Genomic DNA, 22,367 nt, shown 5'->3' with positions numbered 1-22,367 from the left:
CCCTGGTCCTCCGGATTCGGAGCAGCGGGGTGACGAGTACTGCGGGACTCGCTTCCAGTCCTCCCGGCGGGAGGCGCGCAGCATCGGCACTCAACCGAGCAACCCCGACAGTCTGCCATACGGGGCACAAGGCTGGCCAATCGAAGCGGAGCAGCGTACCCCACTCCGGCACGCCACAACCGCACGCACCCCCGCCGCGCCACTTCGACGCACCAACCGTCACCCGAAGCGCTCCCGCCTCACCACATGGAGTGAAGGGCCGGCAATAAACGCATGACTCACCTGCACGGCCCATACCGTCCGCCGCATGGTCAGCTCATCCCATGAGGCGATGCACCGGATCTTCCAGGAGGATCCGGGGATCTTCGCCCGTACCTTCCGGGCGCTCGGCATCCCCTTCAGCGACCCCGTAGCGGTGTCGCTCCTGCCCACGGATCTCACGGAGACCAGCCCGCTGGAACGCCGGGTGGACACCCTGCTGCGGTTCGACACGGCGCAGGACGACGGCTTCCTCCTCGCCGTGGAGGCCCAGGGGAAGAAGGACACCGCCAAGCCGGCGAGCTGGGCGTACTACGTGGCGCACCTGTGGGCGAAGTACGGCACGCCGCCCGTACTCCTGGTCGTATGCCAGGACAAGACCACCGCCGCCTGGGCCGCCGGCCCCTTCACCATCGGCCCCGCCCAGTGGCCCGCGCTCACACTCCGGCCGCTCGTCCTGGGCCCGCACAACGTCCCCGTCATCACCGACGTCTCCGTCGCCGCCCGCGACATCCCGCTGGCGACGCTCTCGGCCATCACTCACGGTCGCGAGCCGAACGCCGATGCCATACTCAAAGCCCTCGCTTCGGCCCTGAAGACAGTCGACCAGGACACCGCCCGCATCTTCATCGAACTCACCGAACTCGGCCTGGGCAAAGCCCCGGCAGCTCAGATCTGGAGGGACCTCATGGCAGCCGACCTCTCTTTCTTCCGCTCGGAAACCTCCCAGCGGCTACGGGCCGAGGGCCAGGCCGTGGGAGTCGCCGTGGGAGTGGCCAAGTCGATCCTGGCCCTTCTCGACCAGCGCGGAATCGAAGTCTCCGACGAAGCACGGGAACGCATCACCGGCTGCTACGACTCCGAAACACTCATCACCTGGCTCACCCGCGTCGTTTCCGCCAACTCAGTTGCGGACCTCTTCGAAGACGACAGGGCCTGATGCCGGTCCCCCTCTCCTTCTTCCGCTCGGAGACCTCCCAGCGGCTACGGGCCGAGGGGATGGCCGCTTCGGTCCTGGTCCTCCTCGACCAGCGCGGAATCGAAGTCTCCGAGGAAGCGCGCGAGCGCATCAGCGCCTGCCGTAGCACCGAAGCACTCACCACTTGGCTCACCCGCATCTCCACGGCCAAGTCGACTGCGGAACTCTTCGGACGGTGGGGTCCGATGGCGACCCAGCTCTCGCTCCTCCGCTCAAAAACAGCCCAGCGGCTGCGGGCCGAGGGCCATTACGAGCGCTACATCCAGGGTTATGTCGAGAGCTTCACCGAGGGCTATCTCACGGGCACGGCCAAGTCGATCCTGGCCCTCCTCGACCACCGCGGCATCGAAGCCCCCGAAGAAGCCCGAGAGCACATCACCAGCTGCCGTGACATCGAAACGCTCGCCGTCTGGTTCGACCGCGCCGTCGACGCCGGCTCGATCGCGGATGTCCTCGTAGCGGGCTGAGCCCCGGCCCGCAAGGGCGGTCGGTGCCACCCCTCCGGCGCGGAACTCACAGGTTTCGCGCCGGACCTGTACGCGGCACCGGTACATCCCGGCGTCATCACTTTTCAGCACGTACATCTGCGGACACGCTAAGTGATGTGAATCACGAATCTGTCGCTCAGCGCGGTGCCGCCCACCCGGCCTCCTCCACCCGTCGATTCCGTGTCCAGTTGTCCCCCACCCGCCGGGGTGCCCGGTTGGCCCGATTGCTCGCGACGGAGCAGCTCCGCTCCTGGGGGCTGCCGTACGAGGCGGGGGAGCAGGTCGTCGCGGAGCTGGCCGCGAACGCCGTGTCGCACGGCCGCGTTCCGGGCCGGGATTTCCGGCTCGGGATGACGGTGAGCGCGAGCACTCTCCGTATCGAAGTGACCGATGCCCGCGGCGACCTCTCTCCGGCCGCCGCGGCCCCCGCGGCGGCCCCGGACGACGAGGAGACGGGCCGCGGCCTGCTCCTGGTCGAGGCGTACGCCGACCGCTGGGGGACGGAGCCGGGCCCGGCCCCGTGCAAAAGGGTCTGGGCGGAACTGGATCTGCCGGCGCCGTACCGGATCCGGGAGCAGCCGCCCGCCGGACCTCGGCGCTAACGGTGCGAGCGGAGGCTCCGGTTGTCGGCACGCGACCCCGCCAGCACTCCGACCGGCGGCTACGTCAATCCACCCCGCCGAGATGCGAGAGAATATGTGCTTGTCCATTTCGTAACCGGCTTTGTCCCGGTCTTGGGCAACCTACGCGAAACTCTCACCGTCCCTTATCACGCACGGGGCAGCCGGGGCTTGCGTGCTGCACAAAGGGACGGAGTCACGGAGTTGAACATCACAGAGCGCTCGGGCATATCGCGTCGGTCCGCGCTGGCCGGCCTCGCCGCGGCCACCGCGGTCGCGGCGGCGGGATGCAGCGGCAGTGGTAACGGAAAGTCGTCGACTTCCGCCTCCCCCGTGCGCGCCGTCAACCCGAACGCCACGGAGTCCTTCACGGGCGACAAGAAGTCGCTGCTGCTGCAGGTCATGGCCCACCCGGACGACGACCTGTACTTCATGAACCCGGACGCCGAGCAGATCGTGCGCTCCGGCGTCCCGGTCGTCTCCGTGTACGTGACGGCCGGCGAGGCGATCGGCAAGAACTGGATCAAGGGGATGCCGAAGTCCAAGCCGGACAAGGCCGCCTACTCCTCCTCGCGCCACCAGGGGCTGCGCCAGGCGTACGCGACCATGCTCGGCGTGGACAAGTTCACGCCGTGGCAGAAGTCGGTCATCGACCTGCCGGGCGGCGTCAAGGCCGAGGCCAACGTGTTGTCGCACGGCAACCTCCACGCCCAGTTGATCTTCCTCAACATCGCGATGCTCTCCCCCGGCGAGGTGCGAATACCGGCTCTGTGGGACAAGCCCGGCGCCGTGATGCGCTCGATGGCGGCCGCCGGCTCGCCGTGCCAGACCGTCAGCAAGTACACCCACGACACCCTCGTCGACGTGCTGGCCGGGATCATGGACCGCTTCAAGCCCACCGTGATCCACACCATGGACCCGGACCCCGAGTTCCAGGTGCACGACGCCACGCACCCCAAGGACAACGACTACGGGTCGTGCTCCGACCACCGGGACCACACCCCGACGGCGCTCTTCACGTGGAAGGCGATGTCGCAGTGGGTGGCCGACGCCACCAAGCGCGACCGCAAGGCCCCGCCGTTCACCACGACGTCCTTCCGCGGCTACTACAACCAGCGCTGGCCGCACAACCTGCCGCTGGACGTCGTCGAGAAGAAGCGCAAGCTCGTCAACGCCTACGGCGGCGACCCGCACTGGGACTGCGGCAACCCCGGCGGCTGCGGGGACTACGGCCAGGGCGGCGACCGCTCGATGCGCAACCGCAAGGCGTGGATACGCTCCACCCACTACCGCTACCCCGGCGCCCTGCCCGCCACGTCCACCGACAAGGCCGGCCGCCTGGAGGCGTACGGCGTGCTGGGCACCCAGGCGGTCCGCTGGGTGGAGACCAGCCCCGGCAGCGGCCGCTGGGCCACCCCGCAGAACCTCGGCGGCGGCCCGCTCGCCCCCACGCTGTCCTCCGTCAAGGACTCCAAGGGCCGCCGGCTCATCTTCGCGCTGCGCTTCTCCGCCCTGGAGGGCCAGGGCCGCGCGAACTCCCGCGAGATCGTCATGCTGGAGCAGCGCTCCCCCGACGGCCCGTTCAAGGCCTGGACCGGACTCGGCAACCTCGAGCACAAGGCATGGCGCGGCAGACGCGTCGGCTGCCCCACCGCGATCGCCACCCCCGACGGCCGGGTGCACCTGTTCGCCCGTACGGCCGACAAGGGCATCGCCACCCGGGTCCGCGCCGCGAACGGCCACTGGAGCGGCTGGAAGGACCTCGGCGGCGGCGAGATCCAGGAAGGCGTCACCGTGATGCTGGACAAGCAGCAGCGCGTCCACGTCTTCGGCCCCGGCCGCGACTCCGTCCACCACTGGACCCAGGACGCCCCCGGCAAGGAGGTCTACTTCCAGCCACTGGACGGCCTGCCGCAGCCCGGCGGGCAGCCCGGCGCCACCCTCGCCCCGGACGGTTCGATCACCGTCGTCTACCGCACCCCGGCCGCCGTGCAGCCGGTCGTGCACACCTTCAAGCCGCCGACCGTCAGCGACGACGCCCAGCAGACGGCCGCCGACATCGACGCGAAGTCGATGACGAGCACCATGCTCCAGCACTTCGACGGCTACGGGCCGATCGGCGCCCAGACCCTGGCCGTGCGCGGCAGCAAGGACTCCGTCATGATGCTGGGCCGCGCCACCAACGGCGGGGTGCAGCTCCAGGACGGCACCTCCCCCGGCGCCACGCCGCTGCGCTCCCCCGCCAAGTTCGTGCCGGTGGGCACGGTCTCGTTGCTCGCGGACGCCGATCAGAAGCTGTGCGTCGTGGGCATGGGCCCGGAAGCCGTGCCGTGGATCTGGCGCCCGAAGCCGGCCTCGCACACGTGACGGCCGGCTCGGCCCCGTAGCGGCCGGCCCCAGGCCCGTACGCCCTCCCCCGGCGCGTACGGGCCTTCCGCTTGCCGGCGGCGGTACGGGCGTACGCGCGTACGCCCCGCGCACCCAGCCGTATGCCCGTACGCCCCCGGATACGCGAAAGCGCCAGAGGCCCTGCCCACCGAAGTGGACAGGGCCTCTGGCGTACAGCTCCGAAGAGCGGCAGATCAGCGGATCGTCACTTGACGATCTTGGTGACCTGGCCGGCGCCCACGGTCCGGCCACCCTCGCGGATGGCGAACTTCAGGCCCTCTTCCATGGCGACCGGCTGGATCAGCGCGACGGACATCTGGGTGTTGTCACCCGGCATGACCATCTCGGTGCCCTCGGGGAGGGTCACAACGCCCGTCACGTCCGTGGTACGGAAGTAGAACTGCGGGCGGTAGTTGTTGAAGAACGGCGTGTGACGGCCACCCTCGTCCTTGGACAGGATGTACGCCTGGGCCTCGAACTCCGTGTGCGGGGTGACCGAGCCGGGCTTGATGATGACCTGGCCGCGCTCGACGTCCTCGCGCTTGATGCCGCGGAGCAGCAGACCGACGTTCTCACCGGCCTGACCCTCGTCCAGCAGCTTCCGGAACATCTCGATGCCGGTGACCGTGGTCGTGGTCTTGTCCTGCTTGATGCCGACGATGTCGACGGTCTCGTTGACCTTGAGGACACCGCGCTCGATGCGGCCGGTGACGACCGTACCGCGACCGGTGATCGTGAAGACGTCCTCGATCGGCATCAGGAACGGCTTGTCGACGTCACGCTCGGGCTGCGGGATGGCGCCGTCGACGGCCTCCATCAGGTTCAGGACCGACTGGCCCCACTCCTTGTCGCCCTCAAGCGCCTTGAGCGCCGAGACCTTGACGACCGGCAGGTCGTCGCCCGGGAACTCGTACTCGGAGAGGAGCTCACGGACCTCAAGCTCGACGAGCTCCAGGATCTCCTCGTCGTCCACCATGTCGGCCTTGTTCAGGGCGACGACGATGTACGGCACGCCGACCTGGCGGGCCAGGAGCACGTGCTCCTTGGTCTGCGGCATCGGGCCGTCGGTCGCGGCGACCACGAGGATGGCGCCGTCCATCTGCGCCGCACCCGTGATCATGTTCTTGATGTAGTCCGCGTGACCGGGGCAGTCGACGTGCGCGTAGTGACGGTTCTCCGTCTGGTACTCGACGTGCGCGATCGAGATCGTGATACCGCGCTGGCGCTCCTCAGGAGCCTTGTCGATCTGGTCGAAGGCCGAGGCCTCGTTCAGGTTCGGGTACGCGTCGTGCAGCACCTTGGTAATAGCGGCCGTGAGGGTCGTCTTACCGTGGTCGATGTGACCGATGGTGCCGATGTTGACGTGCGGCTTAGTCCGCTCGAACTTCGCCTTCGCCACTGGGGTCCTCCTGTGGAGTGGTTCTGGTACGCCTTACTTCATCGGCGCCAGGTGATCTTTGCTGGGGTGCCGTCCGCCGGGACCTCCGTGGCATTCCATGCGGTCTGCTGCGGAATGCCCCGGCATCCGGTTTCTAGCCTAAGGTGTGCGCTTCGTCCGTGCGGACGGAGCTACTCGCCCTTGGCCTTGGCGATGATCTCCTCGGCGACGTTCCGCGGAACCTCGGCGTAGGAGTCGAACTGCATCGAGTAGCTTGCGCGACCCGAGGTCTTGCTGCGGAGGTCTCCGACGTAGCCGAACATCTCCGACAGGGGAACCAGGCCCTTGACGAGCTTGGCGCCGCTGCGGTCCTCCATGGACTGGATCTGTCCGCGGCGGGAGTTGATGTCGCCGATGACATCGCCCATGTAGTCCTCGGGGGTGGTGACCTCGACGGCCATCATCGGCTCAAGCAGAGCCGGCGACGCCTTGCGGGCACCTTCCTTGAACGCCATGGAACCGGCGATCTTGAACGCCATCTCGGAGGAGTCGACGTCGTGGTAGCCACCGTCGAGCAGCGTCACCTTGACGCCGGTCAGCGGGTAGCCGGCGAGAACACCGAACTGCATGGCCTCCTGGCAGCCCTGGTCCACGGACGGGATGTACTCCCGCGGGATCCGGCCACCGGTGACCTTGTTCTCGAACTCGTACCCGTCGCCCTCAAGGGGCTCGATCGCCATCTGCACCTTGGCGAACTGGCCGGAACCACCAGTCTGCTTCTTGTGCGTGTAGTCGATGCGCTCGACGGCCTTGCGCAGCGTCTCGCGGTACGCGACCTGCGGCTTGCCGACGTTCGCCTCGACCCGGAACTCACGGCGCATCCGGTCGACCAGCACGTCGAGGTGGAGCTCGCCCATCCCCTTGATGATGGTCTGGCCGGTCTCCTCGTCCGTGACGACCTGGAAGGACGGGTCCTCCTCGGCGAGGCGCTGGATGGCGACACCCAGCTTCTCCTGGTCGCCCTTGGACTTCGGCTCGATGGCGACCTCGATCACCGGAGCGGGGAAGTTCATGGACTCCAGGATCACCGGCTGGCCCGCGTCGCAGAGGGTCTCGCCCGTGGTGGTCTGCTTGAGACCCATGACGGCGACGATGTCGCCGGCGCCCACGCCTTCGATCTCCTCACGCTTGTTCGCGTGCATCCGGTAGATCTTGCCGATGCGCTCCTTCTTGCCCTTCACGGAGTTCAGCACCTGAGAGCCGGTCTCCATGCGGCCCGAGTACACCCGGACGAAGGTGAGCTTGCCGAGGTGCGGGTCGCTCGCGATCTTGAACGCCAGGCCGGAGAACGGCTCGTCCTCGGACGGACGACGCTTGATGACCTCGTCCTCGTCCTTGACGGAGTGGCCCTCGACGGCGTCGACGTCCAGCGGCGACGGCAGGTAGCGCACGACGGCGTCGAGCAGCGGCTGCACGCCCTTGTTCTTGAACGCGGTACCGCAGAACACGGGGGTGACCGTGACGGTGCCCTCGGCGCCGGTCGAGGCGATGGTGATGCGGCGGATGGCCTCCATCAGCTGGTCCTGGGTGGGCTCCTGGCCCTCCAGGTACAGCTCCATCATCTCTTCGTCGTTCTCGGCGACGGCCTCAAGCAGCTTGCCGCGCCATTCCTCGGCAGCCTCGGTGTGGGTCTCCGGGATGTCGACGGTGTCGTACATCTCGCCCTTGGCGGCCTCGGCGTTCCAGACCAGCGCCTTCATGGAGACGAGGTCGACGACGCCCTTGAAGTCGGCCTCGGTGCCGATCGGGAGCTGCATGACCAGCGGCACCGCGCCGAGGCGGTCGACGATCATGTCGACGCAGCGGTGGAACTCGGCGCCGGTGCGGTCGAGCTTGTTGACGAAGCAGATGCGCGGCACGCCGTAGCGGTCGGCCTGTCGCCACACCGTCTCGGACTGCGGCTCAACACCGGCGACGCCGTCGAACACCGTCACGGCACCGTCGAGCACGCGCAGCGAACGCTCCACCTCGACGGTGAAGTCGACGTGGCCCGGGGTGTCGATGATGTTGATGGTGTGGTCGACGTCGTTCAGCGGCCAGTGGCAGGTCGTCGCGGCAGACGTGATCGTGATGCCGCGCTCCTGCTCCTGCTCCATCCAGTCCATCGTGGCAGCGCCGTCGTGGACTTCACCGATCTTGTAGGAGACGCCGGTGTAGAACAGAATCCGCTCGGTGGTGGTCGTCTTGCCCGCGTCGATGTGGGCCATGATCCCGATATTGCGGACCTTGGCCAGGTCAAGCGAAGTGGTGGCCATATGGCTCAGTCTTCTCTCGGTCTCGATGTGGGTAGCGACTACCAGCGGTAGTGCGCGAAGGCCTTGTTGGACTCGGCCATCTTGTGGGTGTCCTCACGCTTCTTCACAGAGGCGCCGAGACCGTTGGACGCGTCCAGCAGCTCGTTCATGAGGCGCTCGGTCATGGTCTTCTCGCGGCGGGCGCGGGAGTAACCGACGAGCCAGCGCAGCGCGAGGGTGGAGGCGCGGCCCGGACGGACCTCGACCGGCACCTGGTAGGTCGCGCCACCGACACGGCGGGACTTGACCTCAAGGGCGGGCTTGATGTTCTCCAGCGCGCGCTTGAGCGTGATGACCGGGTCGTTGCCGGTCTTCTCGCGCAGTCCCTCCATGGCGCCGTAGACAATGCGCTCGGCGGTGGAGCGCTTGCCGTTCAGCAGGACCTTGTTGATGAGGGAGGTCACCAGAGGAGAGCTGTAGACCGGGTCAATGATGACCGGGCGCTTCGGGGCGGGGCCCTTACGAGGCATTCTTACTTCTCCTTCTTGGCGCCGTACTTGCTGCGAGCCTGCTTGCGGTTCTTGACACCCTGGGTGTCAAGCGAACCGCGGATGATCTTGTAACGAACACCCGGCAGGTCCTTCACACGGCCACCACGCACGAGCACGATGGAGTGCTCCTGCAGGTTGTGTCCCTCACCCGGAATGTAGGCCGTAACCTCGATACCGCTGGTCAGGCGCACACGGGCGACCTTGCGCAGGGCCGAGTTCGGCTTCTTCGGGGTGGTCGTGAAGACGCGCGTGCAGACGCCGCGGCGCTGGGACGAGCCCTCAAGCGCGGGCGTCTTGTTCTTCTCGACCTTGTCCTGCCGGCCCTTCCGGACCAGCTGCTGGATCGTAGGCACCGTTTCTCCGGTTTCTGTGTGCCGATCTCGATAAAACTAACCTGAGGCGCTTCTCCGACCCACGCGGTCGGGTGTGTCGCACACTCCACGCCGCGCCTCACACCGCGAAAACGGTGGAAAGTGCTTAGTGGATCGGCGGCTTGTCCTCGATGTCCCGTACGGACGAATGCACGCACAAGGACCCGGGCACACCCCAGGCACAAGGTCTGAGCGTACCTACCGCATGGGCTGCGGTCAAAACAAATGCACGCGCGGAGGACACCCTGACGTGCGGCGCATGTCGCCGATCAGGGAGCCCGCGCGGCTCGGGTCCGCCGCACCCCACCGTACCGCCGCCGCCCAGGCGCCCCAAGGGCCCCGGCGATCGGGGCCGGACGGTCCGGGTCCGCCCAGGGGCCGCGCGGCGGCCGGGCAGCGCCGATGCCCGTGAGGGAATGCCACGAGTGGCGCCACGGGTGACCTGACACACGGGGATGGTCACGCGAGGCGGCGCCGAACGGCTGGGCGAATCACCCTGACCCAGTCACTCGCTCGCGGCAAACGGCCACACCCGACGGCCGGCACGTACGACATGGCGGACGCGGCCCATCGTGTCAACCCGAGCGACCTGGCCGGCCTGGCTCGCCTGTTCGACCGTGGGTCCGCGTTCAGCGGCTGGCCCATACTCCCCGCTGGACGCCACCGTGCGCCGCGGCCGGGCGCCCCCCGGCCACCGCGATGATCATTTCGGTCATCTCGACGAACTGCCGCCGGTGGCTGTCGGGAATGCCGAGCAGGCCGGCCGCCTCGGCGGGCGTCACCTGCCCGGCACCGAGGCCCGCGGTCGCCGCGCCGCCCCGGCCGGCACCGGGCAGCGGCAGGTCGTCCGCCGTCACCCTGCCGGACTCGATCAGCATGTCGCGCAGACCCACGCCGAGCACGCGCGCCAGCGCGCGCATCGTCTCCAGGTCCGGCAGGCTCTGCCGCTGCAGGAGCCGCGTCACCGCGGCTCGGTGCACGCCCGCGTCCTCCGCCAGCCGGGACCTGCCGCCACCCCGCGGGCTGTCGATGTCGTATCCGCGCTCACGCATCAGCCCCTCGACCCAGCTCGCGAAACGCTCCATATCCGAGCCTTTTTCGCCCATAGCACGCTCTCCCTCCGCAACAACAGACCCTACCGTCCGATCGCGCGCGCAATAACCAGAATGCGGTGCGAGTGCGCAACCCGCTACCCCGCAGCCCATGATTCGCGCCACTTGGCTAGCAACGCCCCTCCGGACCCGTAGAAGGCGACGCACAGCGATCACTTGTTGCGCTCTCGCACGCAAACTCGCTAACGTTGATTGCGCAACCGCAACAAGGGCAACGAGGGCCTCCGCAACCCCTCCCCTGCCCTGAGAGGGGCCACCTGCCATGCCCGCATCCGCGCTCGTCCACACCGTCCTCCACAAGGACGCCTACCCCGCCGCCACCCGCGCGGCCGACTGGCGCCTTCACGCCGCCTGTGCCGGCCTCCCGGACGAGACGGTCTTCGCCCACCGCCCCAAACCCGCCCTTCCCGCCCTGCGCGCCTGCGCCATCTGCCCCGTACGCCGCCGCTGTCTGGAGACCGTCGCCCCGGCGGAGAGCTGGTTCGACGGGGTGAGCGGCGGGCGTCTATGGCGCAACGGCAAGGAGGTGAGGATCCCGACGGACCTGACCCCGGAGCCGGACCTCGCCGTCGACTACCCGGACCACCCGTAGGAGCAGCCATGACCCACAGCCCAGACCGCTCCGACCGCGCTGCCCTGCCTGGCCGCGCCGCCTTGCCCGACCGCGCCTCCCCGCCCGATCGGCCGGTCCGTCCCGACAGCCCCGGCCGCCCCGATCCGGCGGGGGTATGGCTGGGCATCCTGCTCCGCCAGTTCCCCGAGCTGAGCCAGGAACTCGCCCCCAGCCGCACCGCCCGCCCCTCCGTCACCGGCGGTGGCGGCCGGGGCGGTAGGCCGACGGCCCCCGGCGCCCCCATCCGCCTGTTCATCTCGGACACCATCCGTGACATCACCGACGGGGTGGTGGAGCTGGAGGAGGCGGTCTGCGAGAAGCTGCGCGTCCCGCGCCCGAAGCGCGGCACGGTGGAGCAGCGGCTGACCCGGCTGCTGGACCTGCTGGACCGCGTCTCGGCGCAGCCGGTTCTCGCGGAGCACGTGCGGGGCGAGGCCCGCCGCATGGCCCGCCGCTGCTCCCTGGCGCTGGGCGACGCCGAGACCCCGGTCCGCGTCAGCGGCCGCTGCCCGCACTGCGACTCCGTCTCCCTGCGCGTCTTCCCCCACCGCGAGATGGTCCTGTGCGTCAACCCCGGCTGCCGCTGCGCCGACCCGGCCTGCACCTGCCGTACGGACGCCCGCCATCGTCACTCCTGGGTCCGCGCGGAATGGCGGCGGCTCGCGGCGGCGACGGACGGCGACCTGGCGGAGCTGACGGCGGCGCAGGACGAGATACCGGACGAGGACGCGAACGCGGAGGGTTCCCGATGACGACAGTGCCTACGTACATACCGACGTCCGCGCTGGTGACGACGGCGATGGCGGCGGAAGAGACGGCAGTGGTCCCGGACACCATCCGCAAGTGGGTCCAGCTCAAGCACCTGGCCCCGGCGGGCCGCCGGGGCCGGTCGCACCTGTTCCGGCTGGAGGACGTCTTCGCGGCGGAGCGCGCGACGCGCAGAGCGCACGAGCGCCGCCCGAGCGCCGCGCGCGGGCGTGAGCCGTCCCCTTATATAGGCAGGGCGTCTGTATAAAGAGGAGCGCCCCGCAGCCGGGAAGGCTGCGGGGCGCTCCTTTGATGTGCCGACCTACCGGACCCGGGGCGAAGAATCGTTCTTGCTGGGGTTCCTATTGGAGGAACCGCCGCTCATGCTGCCTCGCGAGGCCATCCGCACCACCTGAGCAAGCGCCGAGGCGTCATCCCCCACAGCCTCGATGGCTTCCTGCCACCCACTGACGAACCCACTGAGCTCAGCGGCGTCGACGGCCCTGTCCGCCACCTTGCCGACGACGGCGGCCAGCGCCTGCGCGACGTCGTCGGTGAAGACTCCCGCGGACCCGGATTCGGCGGCCACCTCCACGGTGGCGGCCACGACCTCCGCGAGCCGCTCGCTGTGGACACTCACCGTGTGACTCCTCCGCACCCCACGACTGACTCGCTCATGCCACCCCCAGGTGCTACTGGCCGACTCATATGCCCCTCCGTGACGCCTCCAGTGCATCTGTCGTGAGATACCCAGGAGTGTGCGCGATCGCCCATTAATCTAACCCGCCGGTCTGACACACCGTCTCATCAGGGGGACAGCCCGCGACTTCCCCAGCCACCCTCTCTCAAACGGGCGATGGATCCATTACGTGCAGGGGCATGGGGAGGGGCGGCGGGCGAGGGGACCGGCCGCTCCGGTGGCCGGCTCGTCGAACCGACGGCGGTTGACGGCTCGCACGCCCTCGTCGGCCCCGGGCGGCTCGGTGACCGGGACCCCTGCCGCACGCAGGACCGCAACCGCCGCGGCGGCAGCCGCCTTCGACAGCCGCGCCCGACCCCTGTCGAACGTAAGATCCCTTCATGCGCGCAGGGCGCACGCGGAGGGGCGGGGACGGCATGTGGGGACGGCGGCGCAACGCGGAGGCCCGGCTGCTGATGGAAGCCTGGGACACGCTGGCCTATGTGATGAAAGCGGCGGAAGAGGTCCACGGAGCACTGCAGGACGCGCGCGCCCGGTTCGAAGAGGCCCTCGACCAGATCTCGGCGACGTTCGGCTTCGGCGACGGGGTGCCGGTGGATTCGGTCCGCGGCCAGTTGGCACAGAGCCAGGACACGTTGGACAACGTGGACTCGATGATGTCCACGTTCGAGGAAATGCACGCCACGTGGGACGACTCCGACATGCTGGTGGGCCCCGAATTCGAGGAGATCAAGTCCGCCGCCGAGTTCTTCACGGAGTACGGCCAGTACTGCGCCTCCATGTTCCCCACCTTGGAGGGCGTCACCGAATCCCTCGCCCGCCTGCGGGACAAGCTTCTGGGACTGCCCGCGAAAATCGCCCCGATCAGGGAACGCGCCTACGCGGCGATAGCGGCGGCCACCGGCGAACTCGCCTCGGCCGGCCCGTCCGTCTCGGGCCGCTTCGCCATGGAGGCGAGGCTCAACGCTGTCGGCGACCGCCTGCGCGCCCTGGACGCCGGCAGCGTGGAGATCGAGCCCGACCGCATGGTCACCGACTTGTACCGCGACGTGGAGACGGAGATCGCGGAGATCCGCGACTCCATCCCGCGGCCGGCGTACTGAGCGCGCGTCGGCGAGGGTGATCCGCCGGCACCGGGCGCCGGAGGCCCGCCGCCCTGTGAACAGTACGGGAGCGGGCGGAGCTGATAGCGCGGACGGGGGCCGGTTTCGAGCCAGTCCGAGGGCGGCTCGCACTCATTTCGGTGCTTGTGGCGGGGTCGGAAAGCATGGTGGGGAGAAGAGCATGTGGGAACGGAAAAGGCGGGAGCAGCACTCGGAGCAGCACCCGGAAGAGACGTACGAGGAGATGCTCGCCGAAGGCCGGGCCGCCTTTGTCGACCTGATGCACATGGCGGACGAGACGCACGAGTTGGCGGGGCGGAGCTTCGGCATGCTCGACGAGATGCGGCGCGAGACCGAAGAGCTGCTGAACGGGGACCGCGCGCTGCCGACGGCGGCGGCGCGGGCCCAGTTCGCCGAGCACGAGCGGCTGTGGGAAAGCCTGCTCGCCGATATGAACGCGTACGAGGCGCGGCGCGTTCGCTGGGCCGACGAAAAAGCCATCGAGAACGCGGACTTCGACGCGATGTCCGCGGACCACGAGTACTTCGGGGATTACGTCCAGTCCCGAGCGTCCATTATGAAGCGGCTGAACGAGCTGATCGGCGAGCTCGGCGCTCTTGCTGTCTCTCTGACCGTACTGCGGGAGCAGCTCGCACCGATCCGCGAGCGCTCCCACGCGGCCCTGGAAGCGGCGGCCACGGAAATCGCTTGGGCCGGTCTGACCGGGCAGAGCGCTTACGCACTGCAGGCGAGGCTCAACGCGGCAGGCGACCGCCTGCGGGAACTCGACTCCGGCGACGGGGAATCCGGCCTCCCCCGCTCGATACCGGACCAGTATCGCGACGTGGAAAGGGAGATCGCGGAAATCCGCGACTCGATCCCGCGGCCAGCCATCTGACAACGCGACGACCCCACCGGAATACAAGTTTCCACACCATATGATCACGCTCATGACGCAGATATCGAGCGGTGTGGTGTTACGGGGGCGGGGCGCCGAATTCCGGTTGGGAAGCGCCATGGTGACCGTCGTACGCGGCCGTACGACGTGGACCGTGCCCCTGGAATCGATCTCCGAAGTCGTGCATGACAGCACCACGGTGCGTATCCGGCTGTCCGGCGGCAGCGCGCCCGACGCATTCTCTTTGGTCACTCGGAACTCCACAGCCGCCCACACGTTCACGCAGTCCCTGCGATCGGCCTTGGTCGACGTGCGGCGGGTGTCGGATGGGCCGTCCCGGGTGACCACCCACGTGCGCCGCCACGCCTGGCTCCGATGGCTGGACCGGCCGGGCTTGCTGAAGTACAGCCTTGCGGCAATGGCCTACCTCGCCTTTGCCGTCACCGCGCTGTACCGGGCGGGCCAGGAGGAGGTCGTACCGCCGGTCCACATGGTGCTCTGGCTCGGCCCCATCGGAGCCACGCTGGTCGTCAAGTCATGGCGCGACGTATTTCGCGATGCCGCGATCCTGCGGCGCAGGGGCATCACGGTCCCGGGGCGCGTCATCAGGTACGAATGGGTCAGTTCGGAGGAGGAACACCGCCCGATCTACCAGTTCCGGACCGTGGACGGCCGCCAGATCACTGCCCGGTCCTCCGTCCTGGTGCGCCAGTTCTTCAAGACACCGCACCTGGACGTGACGTACGACCCGGAAGAGCCGCAAAGGGCACGGGGCGTGGGACGAGCCGGAGGCATGGTGCGGGGTGTGTTCCAGGCCTTCTTCGGCTCACTCATGGCCTTGTCGCTGGCCCTACCGCTGTTTTTGGTGCTGAATCCTCTCCTGCCGGGGTGAGCGCGGGCCGAATCGGGTCCCTCCGCCCCGACAGGAACACCTGCCCTCCTGTGCGAGGTCGGCAGGCGAGGAAGTGCCGCAAGGGCGTAGGAGCCGGGGTGTACGAGGCCGGCTCAGACCCGCGGACGGCGTCGCAGGCGCCGCAGGATCAGAGCGGCCGCGCCCCAGGCAAGAGGAAGCAGCCAACCCCAGAACGCCAGGCCCTGCTGTGCGTCGGACGGGTACGCGCCGTCCAGCAGGCGGGTCGTTCCGATGGCCCAGGCCGCCCCGATGACGGCGAAGACCGTCTGGTCCACGGGTGACCACGCCTGCCGTTGAAGCTTGTCCTCATCGGCGAGCACGATGCTGAGCGATCCGAAGAAGCACGAGAGAGCGACGACGAGGATGAGCCCCACCACCCAGTCCCTGCTCGGCGTGAGGTCCCACTCGCCACCATGCGCGTACAGGCGCAGGTCCGTGTCCTTGTCGATATAGCCGTGCAACTCCGGACGGTCCGGTGACCACAGCACCTGCATCCGGTCCCCTCGCCGGGGCTCCCCGCTGGTGAGCGCGTCTTCGAAGGACATACGGCCGCCATTCGGCGCACCGGGGACGGACAGCATCAGGTCCGAGGACCAATGCGAGGTGAGGGTCTCGCCATCGGAGACATAGGTGTGCTCCTTGATATGGCGCGGCGTCTCCACGACCACGGCCTCGGTCACCTTCCCGCCCGCGGCCCGCAGCAAGTCGAGCTTCGAACCGGGCTCCACCCAGCTGCCGATCGACATGATCGTCAGGCCCGCGGAGAACGTCAGCACAATCCGGGCAGCCAGCCGCCAGCGGATCCGGGCCTCGGAATCGACGGGCAGCGGCGCTCCGTCGGCCGGCCTGATGGGGCCCGGTACTCCGTTCTTGCTCAGGCTCAGCACGACCGGCACCCGCCTCATGAGCCGATGCCGCACCCACAGCAGCCCGGCGCGTACGAACAGCAGCCCGGCCACCGTCCACGCGCCCACCCGCACACCGGTGTGCGGCGGCGGCTTGGCCGAGTCCCCCAGCGCCCAGAAGCAGGTGATGAGGGTGACTACGCAGACGAGAACCGCGCACAACCGCACGGTCCACGTCAGTTTCGCTTCCATGCGCCGAGCTGATCACGGCTTATGGATCCGCAGCAATGTGCGTTCGGCCCGTCCCCCTCAAGGGCGGGGCCACGGCCGCCCCTTGGGGAGTTGGATGAACGCGACGTCATGTCACCACCGTGGGGTCAGCACCTCATGGCACCGTAATTGCGGGCAAGAACCTTCTAGTTGCGCGCCCGCACGATCTCGTTCACAATAAGTGCAGCGGCGGAGCTGCGCCCACAACAGGGCGGCGGCACCGCCGCTTCGCGTTGGGCGGCCGGTACGTACGGGCCGCATACGGCAAGCCCGCTCTCCCTACCGCACCGCTCGCCTCCGCGCCGCACACGCCGGCCGCCCCACGCACCAGCCGCCCGTCATCCGCGGGCGGCATCGGGAATGCCTCTCGAAAGGAGACCGCATGTGAATGAGGCCCTGCTCTCGTTCCCCGATGTGGAACGCCTCATCGTCGAGAACCTGAAGTACCGGCCGGAGATGGCCGGAGTGGTTGTCGACAACCGTCCGCCCAGCGGTTTCGACGGTACGCAGAAGGTGGTGCTGGTCTCCCGGACCGGCGGCGCCTGGGTCGACGACCTCCATCTCGACCAGCCCCTCGTCGAGTTGGAGGTCTACGGACCGGACAAGACGACGGCACACACCGTGTCGCTGTCCGTCCGCGCCGCGCTCCTCCAGCTCCGCGGCACCGTCTACGGGACCGCGGTCGTCACCGACGTCGTCGAGACCGAGGCCGTGCGCTGGCTGCCGGACTACAACCGGCCCGCCGGCAATCGTTACCTCACCACGGTGCGTCTCTCACTCCGCCCGGCGTAATTCCGGACGGACCCCGCACGCTCCTCCCCAGGCCTCGCCCCTACCGGCGGGGCCTTTGCCGTACCCCGCACCACCTCACCCATCACTCTCATCAAGGAGAACCCCATGCCCGGTATGAACCCGAGCGAGATCCGCGTTGCCGGCACCGGCCGCATCCTCGTCGCCAAGGTCGGCACCGACGCCCCCCTCGACACCACCGCCGAGTGGAGCCCCTCCTGGCACGACCTGGGCTACACCAGCACCGACGGTGTGAAGTTCGGCCGCAAGGGCAAGACCGCCAACGTCGACACCTGGCAGTCGCTGACCCCGGCCCGCACGATCTACACCGAGCGCGAACTGACCCTGAAGTTCGGCATGCTCCAGCTCAACGAGGACACGCTGCCGTTCTTCTTCGGTGGCGGCGACGTCGCCGAGACCGCTCCGAACTCGGGCATCTACAAGTACGAGATCCAGAGCGACCAGGGCGAGGACGAGCGCGCGCTGGGTCTGGAGTTCACCGACGGCGCCGATGTCCGCTACCGCTTCGTCGTGCCGCGCGGTGTGGTCACCGTCAGCGATGACATGGACCTCAACCGCAAGGGCGCGGTCAAGCTGGGCGTCACGTTCACGGCTCTGTCCGCGAAGGCCGGCGCGCCGCTGGCGACCTGGCTGATGAAGGACAAGGCGTTCGCGGCCAAGTAAGGCCGTAGCCCAGCCCTTTCCGCAGACCAGCGGACCAGCGGACCGCCTGAACAGGGCCGCCGCCCCGCGCCCCGCCCCGACGCGGGGCGGCGCCCGCCCCTCTTCTTTCTCTTCTCTCAAGGAGCAGCACCATGTCCGGATTCGACGTCAACGCGGCCCGCGCCCAGCGCCTGGAGGCCCACGGCAAGTCGTGGTCCTTCCAGCTCGACGGCGACACCTTCGAACTCCCCACCGAGATCGGCCACCGCACGGCCCGCTCCCTGCGCGACCTCGACGACAACGACGTCGACGGGCTGCTGGGACTGCTGCTGGGCGAGAAGCAGTTCAAGCTCTTCGTCGAGCACGACGTCACGATGCAGGACATCGCCGCGATCCTGGCGGCGTACGGCGAGGAGACCGGGCTCGGCCTGGGGGAAGACTGAGCCTCGACGCGTTCGTAGAAGAACACGCCGAGGCTCTCGAAGCCGATCTGCTACGGCATTACGGCGTGGACTTGCTGGACTGGCACCGGGGGGCGCTGTCGACGCGACGGCTCTCGGTGCTGGTCAAGCACATGCCACGCGACAGCGCCGTAAATCGTGATGCGCACGGGGAAGCCGTGGAATGGGAGGCGTCGACGCATTTGCTTGCCGCAGTGGTCGATCATTTGGCTGTGGCCAACTGGATCACAACCACGTTGAACAGTGGCGATGACGCTGATCCACTGGACTATCCAGAGCCAGTGCCCCGACCCGGCGGGAATGACGGGCACGTGGAGAATTTTTCCGAGACCAGCCTGTCCTCAGTAGACCTGCCCAGCGCCGAGGAACTCACGAAATTTTTCCTTTAGAGGCGACCGGGCTTCCTTAGAAGATGGCAAAGCCCAGGAATCCGAGCTGCAAAATAACCACCAGAGCAAGCCCACCCCACAGGAAGAACCGTTCGGGAGACTCCAATTCCCGAACAGTTCGAGCCCTGCGGGGTTTCCGCGGGTCGTAAACAATGTCGACCGTCTCCCCGTCGGAGGCTATGCGTCCATCACGTAGCGGGCTGCGGTAGGAGTGAGCCCTACCGGCGAGCGTCCTGAAGCGAAAGGTCTCCCTTACTCGGTCTTCAGACCAAGAGCCCCTGATGCACTGGGCTTTGACCGTAACTCCATTGGATCTCAACCTGCGGTCAACCAATAGCGGATATACGCCAAACGGAATCAAAAGCCCGCCTACCGTTACCGCCGTAACGAAGCCGTACACGAGCCAGCCAATGTTGGCGGCAAGCCAATGCAGCAAAACCCCTCCCGATCTGATTCTTTGCCTGGAAACAGGAGGATTTTACACGACAGACCCAAAAAATAAAGTGGAAATCCCGCCCCTTGTGCGGACATTAGAGGCAATTGAGGTAGTGACATGTCCACTGAGACTAACAAGAACGACTCCCCACTCCTCCCGGGAACAGTGCCGTTCCAAGCCGACTACGATCACCTCAAGAAAAAAGTCAATGACATAGCCATAACCGTAAATGGCTTCAGTGCGGGCTGGGACACGGCAAAGCTGAGCGGCGGCTTCGCGGCCGGCGGCCTCACCGGATTCAAAGCAGATTTTACGGGTTTCAAAGTCGACGAAAAAGGGATGAGCTTCCTCGGTAAGCAGATAACTACGTGGCCCTGGGCGGAAAGCAAAGAGGTTAGGGGGTTGCGCAGGGCAAAAAGGTGGTCTGACGCAGCCGACGAGGCTTCCGTAAAAGCCCGCGCAGCGGACCGTCGAGCCAGGCTCAACCCTGAGGACTCGGATCTCCAACTCCGGGCAAAGCTGACAAGAGGCGAGCTTGATGCAGCTCGCATCGAGGCGGGGAAAGCCCTCAATGATCTCAGGAAAATCACCCGGGCCGCCGAGCAAAAAAAGGATGAAGCCAAGAAGACCCTGCGGGATGCCGTGACTTTTTACAGACAGTCGACCCGGGAACTCAAGGGGCTCGAACGAGCCGCCAATGGAGCCAGCAGAGAAATCGGATAAACCTCGAAGAAGGCAACTCGGGCGATTTGGATAGAACATGTCCCTAGTACAATCCCTCGGCAGAGCCTCCGGCTCACTCCGAGGCTTCAAAACCGGCCTGGACGGCGCAGCCAAAGCCTCCGGCACCCTAGGCAAGCAAGCCGGCACCGCCAACACCAACGTCGGCAAAATCAAGAACTCCGCCAAGCAGTCCACCCGCGAGCTCAAGGGCATGAAGACCGCCGCCGACCAGGTGACCAAGTCGGTCGCCAAGGTCGGCAAGGAGGCCGGCAAGGGCGGCCAGTCCATGGGCAAGTTCCAGGGCGGGCTCAAGAAGGCCGACGGTGGGTTCAAGGGGCTCAACAAGTCCATGAAGGGCAACGTCATCGGGATGTTGCTCGAACTCTTCGCACCGCTCATCGAGAAGGTCGTCGCCATGGCGTCCAAGTCGAAGGCGATGCAGAAGATCATGAAGGTGGCGTTCGACGTCATCGGCAAGGTCGTCTCGACCGTCATGAAGGCCATCGGGCCCATCATGAAGACCACCGGCAAGGTCATCTCCACTGTCTGGAACGGCATCAAGAAGGCGATCCTGCCCATCGCCACGTGGATCGGCTCCGCCATCCCCGGTGCGTTCAACACCGTCAAGAACGCGCTCTCCAACGCCTGGGGCGGACTGTCCCGCTTCGCGGGCAGCGTCTTCGACGGGATCAAGTCGGCGGTCAAGGCCCCGCTCAACGGCGTGATCAGCCTGATCAACCTCGCCATCGGGGCGCTGAACGGCATCAAGGTCTCCATCCCCGGCTGGGTGCCCCTCGTCGGCGGCAAGACCTTCGGGGTCAGCATTCCGCGCATCCCGATGCTCGCCGAGGGCGGCATCGTCGCGCCGCGCAGCGGCGGCGTGCCCGCGATCGTCGCCGAGGCCGGCGAGTCCGAGGCCGTCATGCCGCTGTCGAAGCTCGACCGGCTGCTGACCCGTACGGCCGTACAGGCCCGTCTCGCCTCCGCCGGAGCGATCGGGAACCGCGGCAGCGGCGACGGCTTCCACATCGAGAACTACTACGCCACGTCGTCCAGCGATCCCAAGGACACCGCCCTGGCGCTGATGTTCCTCGCCAAGGCCCGCGGATGAGGCACCTGATGTCCCCCATGCCAGAGGGGAGGGAAGACCACCATGGCGGCAGCAGTGGCCATCGGCCGCGTCCCGCGCGACCCGCTCGCCAACTCCGCCGGAGCCTTCCGTAGCTTCGGCACCGCGCTCAGCCAGGCCACCCGCACGATCCGCACCACCCAGACCGGCATCACCAAGGCCTCCCGCACCGTCGACCGCATCAAGTCGTCCACCGGTCAGACCGGCAAGGACCTCAAGCAGTTCGGCACCGGGGCCACCGCGGCCGGACGCGCCGCCACCGCGCTCGGCAAGCAGGCCGGCACCGCCAACACCGGCCTCCTCAAGTCGAAGACCGGCGCCCAGCAGTCCTCGCGGCTGCTGAAGAGCATCAAGCGGCAGTCCGACGGTGCCACCAAGTCCATCGCCCTTCAGGGCAAGGGCGCGGGCGTCATCGGGCGCCTCACGGGTCTCCTCGGCGGCAATCTGAGCATCGCCTCCAAGATCATGACGGCGGTCAACCTCGTCATGAAGACCAACCCGTTCGTCCTCATCGCGACGCTCCTCGCCCCGTTCGCCACCCAGCTCATCGAGTTCGCGATGGACTCCAAGCTGGGTCGGCAGCTCATGGAGACGGTCTTCACCACCGTCGGCGAACTGATCAATGCTGCGCTGACCGTGATCGTCCCGGTCGTCACCGCCTACCTCACGGTGATCAAGGCCGAATGGAACGCCGTCCGCAGCATCGTCGAGCCTGTCGTCAAGTGGGTCACCAAGTCCCTCCCCGGCGGGTTCCACAAGGTCAACTCCGCGATGGAGAAGGCCTTGCACGGCATGGGCGACTTCCTCCAGAGCGGGTTCCAGATGGTCGTGGGCGTCGTCAAGGGGCCGCTCAACGGGATCATCTCCTTCGCCAACTGGGTGATCGACGGCCTCAACAGCCTCAGCTTCAGCATCCTCGGCAAGAAGTTCGGGGTGAACCTGTCGAAGATCCCGATGCTCGCCCAGGGCGGCGTGGTCACCCCTCGCCACGGCGGCGTGCCCGTGATCCTCGCCGAGGCCGGCGAGGCCGAGGCCGTTTTCCCGCTCTCCGCCCTCGACCGGCTGCTCGCCCGCACGGCCGAGGCGGCCCGGGCCACGAAGGCGCCCCGGCGGGCCCCGTGCATCGAGAACTACTACGAGCCCGAGCACCGAGGCTCCCACGGCATCGCCGAGGAGCTGCTGTTCCTGGCACGCACGGCATAGCACGCGGCGTAGCGCACGACGCGGCACACGGCGCAGCACGCAGCAC

25 protein-coding genes are annotated in these 22,367 nt (G+C 67.7%); 17 read left to right on the top strand and 8 right to left on the bottom strand.

The genetic code is table 11. The annotated features are described in order from the left end of the window. Positions 1 to 307: 307 nt before the first annotated feature. The 4 genes from AB0I22_RS34285 (at position 308) to AB0I22_RS34270 (ending at position 4,712) form a co-directional block, all read left to right on the top strand. Positions 308 to 1,198 carry a hypothetical protein gene (locus AB0I22_RS34285; protein WP_363134911.1) on the top strand — a complete coding sequence of 297 codons (891 nt, stop codon included), beginning with the start codon at positions 308 to 310 and terminating at the stop codon, positions 1,196 to 1,198. Then, the gene (locus AB0I22_RS34280; protein WP_363134910.1) at positions 1,198 to 1,704 is read left to right on the top strand and encodes a hypothetical protein; all 507 of its coding nucleotides are present in this window, start codon (positions 1,198 to 1,200) and stop codon (positions 1,702 to 1,704) included. Before AB0I22_RS34285 ends, AB0I22_RS34280 begins: the two co-directional genes overlap by 1 nt. Positions 1,705 to 1,841: 137 nt before the next feature. Next, positions 1,842 to 2,327: an ATP-binding protein gene (locus tag AB0I22_RS34275; RefSeq protein ID WP_363134909.1), complete on the top strand. Its 486-nt coding sequence runs from the start codon at positions 1,842 to 1,844 to the stop codon at positions 2,325 to 2,327. A gap of 222 nt (positions 2,328 to 2,549) precedes the next feature. Continuing rightward, positions 2,550 to 4,712: a PIG-L family deacetylase gene (locus AB0I22_RS34270; protein WP_363134908.1), complete on the top strand. Its 2,163-nt coding sequence runs from the start codon at positions 2,550 to 2,552 to the stop codon at positions 4,710 to 4,712. Positions 4,713 to 4,938: 226 nt separating this feature from the next. On the opposite strand, the gene tuf is transcribed toward AB0I22_RS34270, so the two are convergent. The 5 genes from tuf to AB0I22_RS34245 all read right to left on the bottom strand — a co-directional run bounded on the left by tuf (position 4,939) and on the right by AB0I22_RS34245 (position 10,412). Beyond that, positions 4,939 to 6,132 carry an elongation factor Tu gene (gene tuf / locus AB0I22_RS34265; RefSeq protein ID WP_363134907.1) on the bottom strand — a complete coding sequence of 398 codons (1,194 nt, stop codon included), beginning with the start codon at positions 6,130 to 6,132 and terminating at the stop codon, positions 4,939 to 4,941. Positions 6,133 to 6,302: 170 nt separating this feature from the next. After that, positions 6,303 to 8,426 (bottom strand): elongation factor G, encoded by a 2,124-nt coding sequence (fusA, locus tag AB0I22_RS34260; RefSeq protein ID WP_363134906.1) that lies wholly within the window; start codon positions 8,424 to 8,426, stop codon positions 6,303 to 6,305. A gap of 38 nt (positions 8,427 to 8,464) precedes the next feature. Beyond that, positions 8,465 to 8,935: a 30S ribosomal protein S7 gene (rpsG, locus tag AB0I22_RS34255; RefSeq protein WP_030890786.1), complete on the bottom strand. Its 471-nt coding sequence runs from the start codon at positions 8,933 to 8,935 to the stop codon at positions 8,465 to 8,467. 2 nt (positions 8,936 to 8,937) lie between these two features. Further along, entirely contained in the window at positions 8,938 to 9,309 is a 372-nt protein-coding gene (rpsL, locus tag AB0I22_RS34250) for a 30S ribosomal protein S12 (RefSeq protein ID WP_030890788.1), read from the bottom strand. A gap of 647 nt (positions 9,310 to 9,956) precedes the next feature. Continuing rightward, the gene (locus AB0I22_RS34245; RefSeq protein ID WP_363134905.1) at positions 9,957 to 10,412 is read right to left on the bottom strand and encodes a helix-turn-helix transcriptional regulator; all 456 of its coding nucleotides are present in this window, start codon (positions 10,410 to 10,412) and stop codon (positions 9,957 to 9,959) included. A 289-nt stretch (positions 10,413 to 10,701) separates the two neighbouring features. Here AB0I22_RS34245 and AB0I22_RS34240 point away from each other — a divergent pair, with 289 nt between their 5' ends. Genes AB0I22_RS34240 through AB0I22_RS34230 form a run of 3 tightly spaced genes read left to right on the top strand, consistent with a single transcriptional unit; the run spans position 10,702 to position 12,067 of the window. Further along, the gene (locus tag AB0I22_RS34240) at positions 10,702 to 11,031 is read left to right on the top strand and encodes a WhiB family transcriptional regulator (protein ID WP_363134904.1); all 330 of its coding nucleotides are present in this window, start codon (positions 10,702 to 10,704) and stop codon (positions 11,029 to 11,031) included. Between the two features lie 8 nt (positions 11,032 to 11,039). Next, positions 11,040 to 11,804, top strand: coding sequence for a hypothetical protein (locus tag AB0I22_RS34235; RefSeq protein ID WP_363134903.1), 765 nt, complete (start codon positions 11,040 to 11,042; stop codon positions 11,802 to 11,804). Next, the gene (locus AB0I22_RS34230) at positions 11,801 to 12,067 is read left to right on the top strand and encodes a hypothetical protein (protein ID WP_363134902.1); all 267 of its coding nucleotides are present in this window, start codon (positions 11,801 to 11,803) and stop codon (positions 12,065 to 12,067) included. Before AB0I22_RS34235 ends, AB0I22_RS34230 begins: the two co-directional genes overlap by 4 nt. 54 nt (positions 12,068 to 12,121) lie before the next feature. Here the strand turns inward: AB0I22_RS34230 and AB0I22_RS34225 are convergent, their stop codons facing one another. Then, positions 12,122 to 12,439, bottom strand: a complete 318-nt coding sequence (locus AB0I22_RS34225; protein WP_363134901.1) for a hypothetical protein — start codon at positions 12,437 to 12,439, stop codon at positions 12,122 to 12,124. 440 nt (positions 12,440 to 12,879) lie between these two features. Here AB0I22_RS34225 and AB0I22_RS34220 point away from each other — a divergent pair, with 440 nt between their 5' ends. The 3 genes from AB0I22_RS34220 (at position 12,880) to AB0I22_RS34210 (ending at position 15,392) form a co-directional block, all read left to right on the top strand. Further along, positions 12,880 to 13,602 carry a hypothetical protein gene (locus tag AB0I22_RS34220; RefSeq protein ID WP_363134900.1) on the top strand — a complete coding sequence of 241 codons (723 nt, stop codon included), beginning with the start codon at positions 12,880 to 12,882 and terminating at the stop codon, positions 13,600 to 13,602. Between the two features lie 244 nt (positions 13,603 to 13,846). After that, positions 13,847 to 14,500, top strand: a complete 654-nt coding sequence (locus tag AB0I22_RS34215) for a hypothetical protein (protein WP_363134899.1) — start codon at positions 13,847 to 13,849, stop codon at positions 14,498 to 14,500. 52 nt (positions 14,501 to 14,552) lie between these two features. Beyond that, a complete protein-coding gene (locus AB0I22_RS34210; RefSeq protein ID WP_363134898.1) occupies positions 14,553 to 15,392 on the top strand; it encodes a DUF3592 domain-containing protein in 840 nt (279 codons plus the stop codon). A 113-nt stretch (positions 15,393 to 15,505) separates the two neighbouring features. On the opposite strand, the gene AB0I22_RS34205 is transcribed toward AB0I22_RS34210, so the two are convergent. Further along, positions 15,506 to 16,510, bottom strand: coding sequence for a hypothetical protein (locus AB0I22_RS34205; RefSeq protein WP_363134897.1), 1,005 nt, complete (start codon positions 16,508 to 16,510; stop codon positions 15,506 to 15,508). A gap of 402 nt (positions 16,511 to 16,912) precedes the next feature. Here AB0I22_RS34205 and AB0I22_RS34200 point away from each other — a divergent pair, with 402 nt between their 5' ends. From AB0I22_RS34200 to AB0I22_RS34185, 4 genes are all read left to right on the top strand, one after another. Continuing rightward, positions 16,913 to 17,320, top strand: coding sequence for a hypothetical protein (locus AB0I22_RS34200; RefSeq protein ID WP_363134896.1), 408 nt, complete (start codon positions 16,913 to 16,915; stop codon positions 17,318 to 17,320). A 105-nt stretch (positions 17,321 to 17,425) separates the two neighbouring features. Then, positions 17,426 to 18,001 carry a phage tail protein gene (locus tag AB0I22_RS34195; RefSeq protein ID WP_363134895.1) on the top strand — a complete coding sequence of 192 codons (576 nt, stop codon included), beginning with the start codon at positions 17,426 to 17,428 and terminating at the stop codon, positions 17,999 to 18,001. 131 nt (positions 18,002 to 18,132) lie between these two features. Beyond that, positions 18,133 to 18,423 (top strand): hypothetical protein, encoded by a 291-nt coding sequence (locus AB0I22_RS34190; RefSeq protein WP_363134894.1) that lies wholly within the window; start codon positions 18,133 to 18,135, stop codon positions 18,421 to 18,423. 65 nt (positions 18,424 to 18,488) lie between these two features. Continuing rightward, complete coding sequence (locus AB0I22_RS34185) at positions 18,489 to 18,830, top strand: hypothetical protein (protein ID WP_363134893.1); 342 nt, start codon at positions 18,489 to 18,491, stop codon at positions 18,828 to 18,830. A 16-nt stretch (positions 18,831 to 18,846) separates the two neighbouring features. Here the strand turns inward: AB0I22_RS34185 and AB0I22_RS34180 are convergent, their stop codons facing one another. After that, complete coding sequence (locus AB0I22_RS34180; protein ID WP_363134929.1) at positions 18,847 to 19,230, bottom strand: DUF3592 domain-containing protein; 384 nt, start codon at positions 19,228 to 19,230, stop codon at positions 18,847 to 18,849. A 153-nt stretch (positions 19,231 to 19,383) separates the two neighbouring features. Between AB0I22_RS34180 and AB0I22_RS34175 the strand changes: the two genes are divergently transcribed. The 3 genes from AB0I22_RS34175 to AB0I22_RS34165 are packed head-to-tail and all read left to right on the top strand — an operon-like array spanning position 19,384 to position 22,321. Further along, positions 19,384 to 19,989, top strand: a complete 606-nt coding sequence (locus tag AB0I22_RS34175) for a hypothetical protein (RefSeq protein ID WP_363134892.1) — start codon at positions 19,384 to 19,386, stop codon at positions 19,987 to 19,989. Positions 19,990 to 20,026: 37 nt separating this feature from the next. Then, a complete protein-coding gene (locus tag AB0I22_RS34170; protein ID WP_363134891.1) occupies positions 20,027 to 21,100 on the top strand; it encodes a phage tail protein in 1,074 nt (357 codons plus the stop codon). A gap of 42 nt (positions 21,101 to 21,142) precedes the next feature. After that, a complete protein-coding gene (locus tag AB0I22_RS34165) occupies positions 21,143 to 22,321 on the top strand; it encodes a hypothetical protein (RefSeq protein WP_363134890.1) in 1,179 nt (392 codons plus the stop codon). The last annotated feature ends 46 nt before the right edge of the window (positions 22,322 to 22,367 follow it).

This window comes from Streptomyces sp. NPDC050610 (assembly GCF_040654875.1).
Classification (GTDB): Bacteria; Actinomycetota; Actinomycetes; order Streptomycetales; family Streptomycetaceae; genus Streptomyces.
The sequence above is the reverse complement of the archived record's forward strand: the minus strand, read 5'-3'. Positions and strand labels throughout refer to the sequence as shown.

Coding starts and splice junctions, on each gene's coding strand:
- AB0I22_RS34190 (WP_363134894.1), top strand. CDS start 18,133: ATGTCCGGATTCGACGTCAACGCGGCCCGCGCCCAGCGCCTGGAGGCC.
- fusA (WP_363134906.1), bottom strand. CDS start 8,426: ATGGCCACCACTTCGCTTGACCTGGCCAAGGTCCGCAATATCGGGATC.
- AB0I22_RS34220 (WP_363134900.1), top strand. CDS start 12,880: ATGCGCGCAGGGCGCACGCGGAGGGGCGGGGACGGCATGTGGGGACGG.
- AB0I22_RS34210 (WP_363134898.1), top strand. CDS start 14,553: ATGACGCAGATATCGAGCGGTGTGGTGTTACGGGGGCGGGGCGCCGAA.
- rpsG (WP_030890786.1), bottom strand. CDS start 8,935: ATGCCTCGTAAGGGCCCCGCCCCGAAGCGCCCGGTCATCATTGACCCG.
- AB0I22_RS34170 (WP_363134891.1), top strand. CDS start 20,027: ATGTCCCTAGTACAATCCCTCGGCAGAGCCTCCGGCTCACTCCGAGGC.
- AB0I22_RS34245 (WP_363134905.1), bottom strand. CDS start 10,412: ATGGAGCGTTTCGCGAGCTGGGTCGAGGGGCTGATGCGTGAGCGCGGA.
- AB0I22_RS34235 (WP_363134903.1), top strand. CDS start 11,040: ATGACCCACAGCCCAGACCGCTCCGACCGCGCTGCCCTGCCTGGCCGC.
- AB0I22_RS34205 (WP_363134897.1), bottom strand. CDS start 16,510: ATGGAAGCGAAACTGACGTGGACCGTGCGGTTGTGCGCGGTTCTCGTC.
- AB0I22_RS34285 (WP_363134911.1), top strand. CDS start 308: ATGGTCAGCTCATCCCATGAGGCGATGCACCGGATCTTCCAGGAGGAT.
- AB0I22_RS34280 (WP_363134910.1), top strand. CDS start 1,198: ATGCCGGTCCCCCTCTCCTTCTTCCGCTCGGAGACCTCCCAGCGGCTA.
- AB0I22_RS34240 (WP_363134904.1), top strand. CDS start 10,702: ATGCCCGCATCCGCGCTCGTCCACACCGTCCTCCACAAGGACGCCTAC.
- AB0I22_RS34230 (WP_363134902.1), top strand. CDS start 11,801: ATGACGACAGTGCCTACGTACATACCGACGTCCGCGCTGGTGACGACG.
- AB0I22_RS34175 (WP_363134892.1), top strand. CDS start 19,384: ATGTCCACTGAGACTAACAAGAACGACTCCCCACTCCTCCCGGGAACA.
- AB0I22_RS34195 (WP_363134895.1), top strand. CDS start 17,426: ATGCCCGGTATGAACCCGAGCGAGATCCGCGTTGCCGGCACCGGCCGC.
- AB0I22_RS34215 (WP_363134899.1), top strand. CDS start 13,847: ATGCTCGCCGAAGGCCGGGCCGCCTTTGTCGACCTGATGCACATGGCG.
- AB0I22_RS34165 (WP_363134890.1), top strand. CDS start 21,143: ATGGCGGCAGCAGTGGCCATCGGCCGCGTCCCGCGCGACCCGCTCGCC.